Below are 6,532 nucleotides of genomic sequence, written 5' to 3'. Positions count from 1 at the left end.
TTCGACTGTTGCGATTGGCGAAAGCGGAAGTGACATCCGATCTCCCCCCTGGAGGGGGAGATGGCCGGCAGGCCAGAAGGGGGTGGGCGGGAACTCGACCTCAGCCACATCCCATCTTTCAGCGCCCGCCGTTAAGTTGGGCAGCGCGGAATGCACACTGGCCATCGTAGAGATCCCCGCATCACCGCCGGCACCATCGCGCTTGCCGCTGTTGCGCTGCTGATCGGCGGCGCGTTCGCCGGGCTCATCGTCGAAGGCGCCCGCGATCCGTCCGGCGCCGCGTCGGGCTTCGATTCCTACCTCTTCCGCGTCGCCCGATTCACGTTGTGGCAGGCATTGCTGTCGACACTGCTCTCCGTCGTGCCAGCGCTGTTCGTGGCGCGGGCGCTGTCGCGGCATCCGCGCTTCTTTGGTCGCAGCCTGATCCTGCAGCTCTTCGCCGTGCCGCTCGCGCTGCCGGCCATCGTCGCAGCACTCGGGATTCTGGCACTCTATGGCCGTGCAGGCTATTTTGCCGGCGTGCTCAGCGCGACCGGCGGTCAGGGCTGGCCGGGCATATACGGCCTGTCCGGCATCCTCGTCGCCCATGTCTTCTTCAATCTGCCGCTGGCGACGCGGCTGTTCCTCGAAGCGCTTGCGACAGTGCCGGCCGACCAGTGGCGGCTGGCGAGCCAACTCGGCATGGGCGCCAGGCCCGCCTTCCGGCTGATTGAATGGCCGACGCTGCGCGCGGCGCTGCCGGGCGTCGCCGGGCTTGTCTTCATGCTCTGCATCACATCCTTTACCATCGTACTCACGCTGGGCGGCGGGCCGCGTGCGACGACGCTGGAGGTCGCCATCTACCAGGCGCTGCGTTTCGATTTCGATCCTGCCCGCGCGGTGACGCTGACAGTGCTGCAGATCGCGCTGACCTTCGTCGTCGTGCTGGCATTGATGCGGCTCGGCGCCAATACCGTCGGCGACGCCAACCTGCCGGTGGCTTCGCGCCGCTATCTTTCGGCCGGCGCCGCCGAGACCGTGCTGAACACAGCATTGATCACCCTCGCTTTGCTGTTCGTCGCCGGGCCGATGGCGGCCACGGTGACGTCAGGCCTTGGCGCCGATCTCGGCCGGCTGGCGGGCGAGAGCGCGGTGCGGCAAGCGGCGCTGACCAGCGCCGTGCTCGCCTTGCTGGCGGCGCTGCTTGCAGTGGCGCTGTCGCTGTCGCTGGTCATGGCACGCCGGGCGCTGGCCTTGAGGCGTCGCGTCGGCGCCAGGACGCTGCTCGAATACGCCACCGATACCGGCGCCGGCTTCGTCCTTGTCGTGCCGCCCGTCGTCATCGGCGCCGGCTTGTTCCTGCTCCTGCGGACCGTCAGCGACGTCTTTGCCATCGCCCCTGTCATGGTCGTCGCCGTCAATGCGGTGATGGCGATGCCGTTTGCCATCCGCGCCATTCGCCCCGGCTATGATGCGGCGAGCGAACGCCACGAGCGGCTCTGTTTGCTGCTTGGCATTTCGGGCTGGAATCGTTTCCGGCTGGTCGACTGGCCGTCGCTGCGGCGGCCGCTCGCCACCGGTTTCGCGTTCGCGATGGCTTTGTCGCTCGGCGATCTCGGCGTCATTGCCCTGTTTGGCAGCGACTCCCTGCAGACGCTGCCTTATCTCTTGCTGGCCCGCATGGGCAGCTACCGCACGATGGACGCGGCCGGCCTGGCATTGCTGCTCGGCCTGGTCTGTCTCGCGCTTGTCCTGGCCGCGGACTGGCTGGGACGGGGAGAAAAATCATGATGCTCAACAGCGAAAACGGTACGGCTGTGCGGCTGGAAAAGGTCTCGTTCAGCTATGGCGAAGCGCCGTTTTTATTCGATGTCGAGTTCGCCGCCTCGAAGATCACCGCCATCATGGGGCCGAGCGGCTCGGGAAAATCGACACTGCTCAACCTGGTGGCCGGCTTCGAGACGCCGCGATCGGGCCGCGTGCTGATCGGTGGCGGCGATGTCGGCGGCAAACCGCCTTCGGCGCGGCCAGTGTCGATGGTGTTCCAGGAAAACAATCTCTTCGCCCATCTTTCGGTCGAACGAAATGTCGGCCTTGGCCGCTCGCCATCGCTCAGGCTGACCGAGGCCGACCACGCTGCAATCGCCGGGGCGCTCAAGCGCGTCGGCCTTGCCGGCAAGCAACGGCGCCTGCCGCGCGAACTCTCGGGCGGCGAGCGGCAGCGCGTCGCGCTCGCCCGCGTCCTGGTGCGCGACCGGCCGGTGCTCTTGCTCGACGAACCGTTCGCCTCGCTCGGACCGGCCTTGCGCGACGACATGCTCGATCTGGTAGCCGACCTTCAAGCGGAGCGGCGCATGACGGTGCTGTTCGTCACCCATCAGCCGGAGGACGCCCACCGTATCGGCCAGGACATGGTGTTCCTGGACAATGGCACGGTTGCCGCAACCGGGACTGTCGCCGATTTTTTTACCAAGGCTGGACCGGAAGCCTTTCGGCGCTATATCGGTGCAGGTCCGTTTGGCGCAGGATCACGAGATGTTGCCCGGAAGCGGACATAATTTACGGCCAAACCGGCTTCAGGCGGTGTGGCGTTTGCTTGCCATGGTCAAAGTAGTGTGGCTAGGTCCTCCGATACTGGTCCGGCATAGGTTGTGATTTGCCACTACGGTGCCATCCGCGCTCGTGGGCTCGAAGGACGCTGTGGCAGTTGATTTTGCGCATGATCTGAAAATCGATGCCCGATTTTCGGGCCATGTGCTGAGAGCCGAAAGGAAGCTGTTCTGCCGACCGGCACAGACAGAGTGAGAAGGAAACCGCTGGCGCGCTTCCTGGCGCTGGCCGGCTTTGCCATGGCGTTGGCAAGCTGCCAGATGTTCACGCCTCCGGACGTTCAGGAATCCGGCTTCCAGCCTTCCAGCAAACCGGTCACCGTCGACAATGTTGCCGCCAACAGCAAGGTCGCCGAAATGGCCAAGGCGCAGCATCCGCGCATCCTCGCGACCTATGGCGGCGAATATTCCGATCCCAAGCTCGAGCGCATGGTCGCCAAAGTCGTCGGCAGCCTGACGGTGGTTTCGGCCAACCCGAGCCAGACCTACCGCATCACGATCCTCAATTCGCCCAACGTCAACGCTTTCGCATTGCCTGGCGGCTATCTCTACATCACGCGCGGCCTGTTGGCGCTGGCCAACGATTCGGCCGAGCTCGCCGCGGTCATCGCGCATGAGATGGGCCATGTCACTGCAAACCACGGCTTGCAGCGCCAGCAGCTCGAGGCCGAGGAAGGCTTTGCGACAAAAGTCGTCTCGGATGTGCTCGGCGACAGCCCGACCGCCAAGGCGGCACTGATCCGCGGCAAGCTGCGGCTTGCCCAGTTCTCGCGCAATCAGGAGCTGGAGGCCGACGGCATCGGCATCAAGTCGATCGGCGAGGCGGGCTTCGATCCGTTTGCCGCCGGCCGCTTCCTGCAGTCCATGTCGGCCTACACCGATTTCCGCTCGATCAGCGGCGCCACCGACGCCAGCCTCGACTTCCTGGCAACGCACCCGAACACGCCGCAACGCATCGATCTGGCGCAGCGCCACGCCCGCCAGTTCGGCGCGCCCGGCGTCGGCACGCGCGACCGCGACGCCTTCCTCGCCGGCATAGACGGGCTGCTCTACGGCGACACGCCGGAGGAAGGCTATGTGCGTGGCGAAACCTTCCTGCATCCGGGGCTCGGCGTGTCGTTCTCGGTGCCCGACGGCTTCATCATCGACAACTCGGCCGCGGCGGTGACGGCAACCGGGCCGGGCGACATAGCGATCCGCTTCGACGGCGTCTCGATCGACAGGAACCGATCGCTGACCGACTACCTCCGCAGCGGCTGGGTGGCCGGTCTCGACGAAAGCAGCGTGCGCCAGGAAACAATCAACGGCAACGAGGCGGCGACGGCGCATGCCAGCGCCGAGGGCTGGCAGTTCGGCATCGCGGTGATCCGTGCCGGCGGCCAGGTCTACCGGCTGCTGACGGCAGCCCCCTCCGCCAGCACCTCGCTGGATGCGGTGGCGCGCTCGGTCAGCGGCTCGTTCCGGATCTTGAGCGCGGCCGAAAAAGCAGCGCTGAAGCCGCTGCATATCCGCGTCGTCACGGTCCGGCCCGGACAGACCATGGGTTCGCTCGCGGCGCAGATGGTCGGCGTCGACCGCAAGCTCGACCTGTTCAGGGTGCTCAATGCAATGTCGCCCGGCGCAGCCGTTTCGGCCGGCGACAAGGTCAAGATCATCACCGACAGATAGGGTGTGTCGATATTCAGGTGATGCCGGCCCGCAAACGGCAATTTCCTGCGCTTCCGACCTTCGCCGGCCGGAGCACTCATCAGCGGTCGCGGCAGTAAGGCTACGGCCGGCGTAGGCCGGTGCTCACGTACTTCATGTACGCTCCGCTCCGGTTCTCGGAAACCACCTGGTTTGGTCGCTTCGCGCCCGTCTTCGACTCCGACTCGTCCTAACCTGAATCGCAACACACCCCTAGGCGGCGGTCGCCAGAAACTCGGGGTTTTGCTTCACCAGCGCTATCTTGAGCTTTTCCATGGCGCGTGCCTCGATCTGGCGGACGCGTTCCTTGGAGATGCCAAGCGCCTCGCCGAGGGCTTCGAGCGTCGCGCCCTCGTCGCTCAGCCGGCGTTCCTCGATGATCCTGAGCTCGCGGGCATTGAGCGCGCCGAGCGCGGTTTTCAGCCAGATAGAGCGGCGTTCGACATCGATCGTGTCGCCCACGACTTCGTCCGGCAAAGGATCGTCCGAAACCAGGAAATCCATTCGCTCTGTGGCGCCCGCATCGTCGGCGAGCGGCTGGTTGAGCGAACTATCCGGGGCCGAAAGGCGCGAGTCCATCATCGCCACGTCGGCCTCGGAGACGCCAAGCGCCACCGACACCTCGCGGTAGAGCGAGGTGTTCGAGATCGGCTCGGCACCGTTCGCCAAGCGGGCGCGCAGGCGCCGCAAATTGAAGAACAGCGCTTTCTGCGCCGAACTGGTGCCGCCGCGCACGATCGACCAGTTGCGCAGGATATAGTCCTGCATCGAGGCACGGATCCACCACGTCGCATAGGTCGAAAACCGCACCTCGCGCTCCGGTTCGAAACGGGCCGCTGCCTCCAGCAGGCCGACATGGCCTTCCTGCACCAGGTCGCCGAGGGGCAGGCCATAGTGGCGGAACTTCGAGGCCATGGAAATAACCAGCCGCATATGCGCCATGGCGATTTGGTGCAATGCCTGCTGGTCGTTGTCTTCCTTCCAGCGCAGCGCGAGAACATGCTCCTCCTCGCGCGCGAGATAGGGGGCTTTCATCGCCGCGCGGACCATGGTTCGCCCTGCCGTATCTTCCATCATGCCACGCTCCCTGTTCCGGGCGTTGCGGTGCGATCGCTCGCCCTGAGCTGGCATCGTGGTTGAATTGGCGACGCCGCGCCCTACAACAGCCAACAAACGTGCCACCCGCGCGAATGGTTCCGCCGCTGATGTCGCGTGGATTGCACTGTTCGAAAGCTCGATGCGGCGGTCGCTCCTCGGCCGGTTGGCGTGAGTCGGTGTGGTTTTGAGAATTGGATTTCGAAAGTGTCTCATTTTTGAAATCTGGTTCCTTATTTCGCCAGGCTGCATCTGTCAGTTTCCGGCGCTCACAAATGCGCCGGACGCCGGCCCCGGACGCCGGCCAATGACGGGATCACAGAAAAATGAAATGGCTCAAATCGCTTATCGTCGCCGCAACACTGCAGGTACTGGCAGGCACATCAGGCCATGCCGGCGCCAATCTCGATCAGATCAAGCAGGCCGGTGTCTTTAAGGTCGGCACGGAAGGCACCTATGCCCCCTTCACCTATCATAATGCCTCGGGCGAACTGGTCGGGTTCGATGTCGAGATTGCCAAGGCGATCGCCGAGCGGCTCGGCGTCAAGGCCGAATTCCTCGAAGGCAAATGGGATGGGCTGATCGCCGGCCTCGACGCCAAGCGCTATGACGCCGTTATCAACCAGGTCGGCATCACCGAGGAGCGCAAGTCCAAGTATGATTTCTCCGATCCCTATATTGCTTCCAAGGCGGTGCTGATCGTGCGCGGCGACAATACCGACATCAAGAGCTTTGCCGACCTGAAGGGCAAGAAGGCGGCGCAGTCGCTGACCTCGAATTTCGGCAAGCTCGCCGAAGCGAACGGCGCCGAACTCGTCGGTACCGATGGTTTCGACCAATCGATCCAGCTGCTTCTTACCGGCCGCGCCGATGCCACCATCAACGACAGCCTGTCCTTCCTCGATTTCAAGAAGCACAAGCCCGACGCCAACGTGAAGATCGCCGCGAAGGAAGAAAATGCCGACTATTCCGGCGTCCTCGTGCGCAAGGGCGATCCGGAACTGGTCGCCGCCATCAATCGGGCGCTGGCCGATATCAAGTCCGACGGCACCTACCAGAAGATCGCCGACACTTACTTCGGCCAGGACGTTTCGAAGTAAGCGCATTTCACGGAGCGGGCCGGTTGCCGGCCCGCATGGCAAAGTATCGCGGCGAGCCGTCTT

Annotated in this window: 5 protein-coding genes; 4 read left to right on the top strand and 1 reads right to left on the bottom strand. The window is 64.5% G+C overall.

What is annotated here, in order from left to right:
• The first annotated feature begins 150 nt into the window (after positions 1 to 150).
• The 3 genes from thiP (at position 151) to AC0L15_RS23645 (ending at position 4,256) form a co-directional block, all read left to right on the top strand.
• On the top strand, positions 151 to 1,770 hold the full coding sequence (gene thiP / locus AC0L15_RS23655; RefSeq protein WP_473497233.1) for a thiamine/thiamine pyrophosphate ABC transporter permease: 1,620 nt from the start codon (positions 151 to 153) through the stop codon (positions 1,768 to 1,770).
• Positions 1,767 to 2,537 (top strand): thiamine ABC transporter ATP-binding protein, encoded by a 771-nt coding sequence (gene thiQ / locus AC0L15_RS23650; protein WP_287119539.1) that lies wholly within the window; start codon positions 1,767 to 1,769, stop codon positions 2,535 to 2,537. The genes thiP and thiQ overlap by 4 nt, the downstream gene beginning before the upstream one ends.
• Before the next feature lie 291 nt (positions 2,538 to 2,828).
• Positions 2,829 to 4,256 (top strand): M48 family metalloprotease, encoded by a 1,428-nt coding sequence (locus AC0L15_RS23645; RefSeq protein WP_236369087.1) that lies wholly within the window; start codon positions 2,829 to 2,831, stop codon positions 4,254 to 4,256.
• Positions 4,257 to 4,487: 231 nt separating this feature from the next.
• Here the strand turns inward: AC0L15_RS23645 and AC0L15_RS23640 are convergent, their stop codons facing one another.
• Positions 4,488 to 5,351, bottom strand: a complete 864-nt coding sequence (locus AC0L15_RS23640) for an RNA polymerase factor sigma-32 (protein WP_287065664.1) — start codon at positions 5,349 to 5,351, stop codon at positions 4,488 to 4,490.
• A gap of 344 nt (positions 5,352 to 5,695) precedes the next feature.
• Between AC0L15_RS23640 and AC0L15_RS23635 the strand changes: the two genes are divergently transcribed.
• Entirely contained in the window at positions 5,696 to 6,469 is a 774-nt protein-coding gene (locus AC0L15_RS23635; RefSeq protein ID WP_287247085.1) for an amino acid ABC transporter substrate-binding protein, read from the top strand.
• Positions 6,470 to 6,532: the final 63 nt, after the last annotated feature.

This window comes from Mesorhizobium sp. WSM4846 (assembly GCF_055811415.1).
This window is presented reverse-complemented; position numbering and strand designations above follow the sequence as displayed.

Coding starts and splice junctions, on each gene's coding strand:
- thiP (WP_473497233.1), top strand. CDS start 151: ATGCACACTGGCCATCGTAGAGATCCCCGCATCACCGCCGGCACCATC.
- thiQ (WP_287119539.1), top strand. CDS start 1,767: ATGATGCTCAACAGCGAAAACGGTACGGCTGTGCGGCTGGAAAAGGTC.
- AC0L15_RS23645 (WP_236369087.1), top strand. CDS start 2,829: ATGGCGTTGGCAAGCTGCCAGATGTTCACGCCTCCGGACGTTCAGGAA.
- AC0L15_RS23640 (WP_287065664.1), bottom strand. CDS start 5,351: ATGATGGAAGATACGGCAGGGCGAACCATGGTCCGCGCGGCGATGAAA.
- AC0L15_RS23635 (WP_287247085.1), top strand. CDS start 5,696: ATGAAATGGCTCAAATCGCTTATCGTCGCCGCAACACTGCAGGTACTG.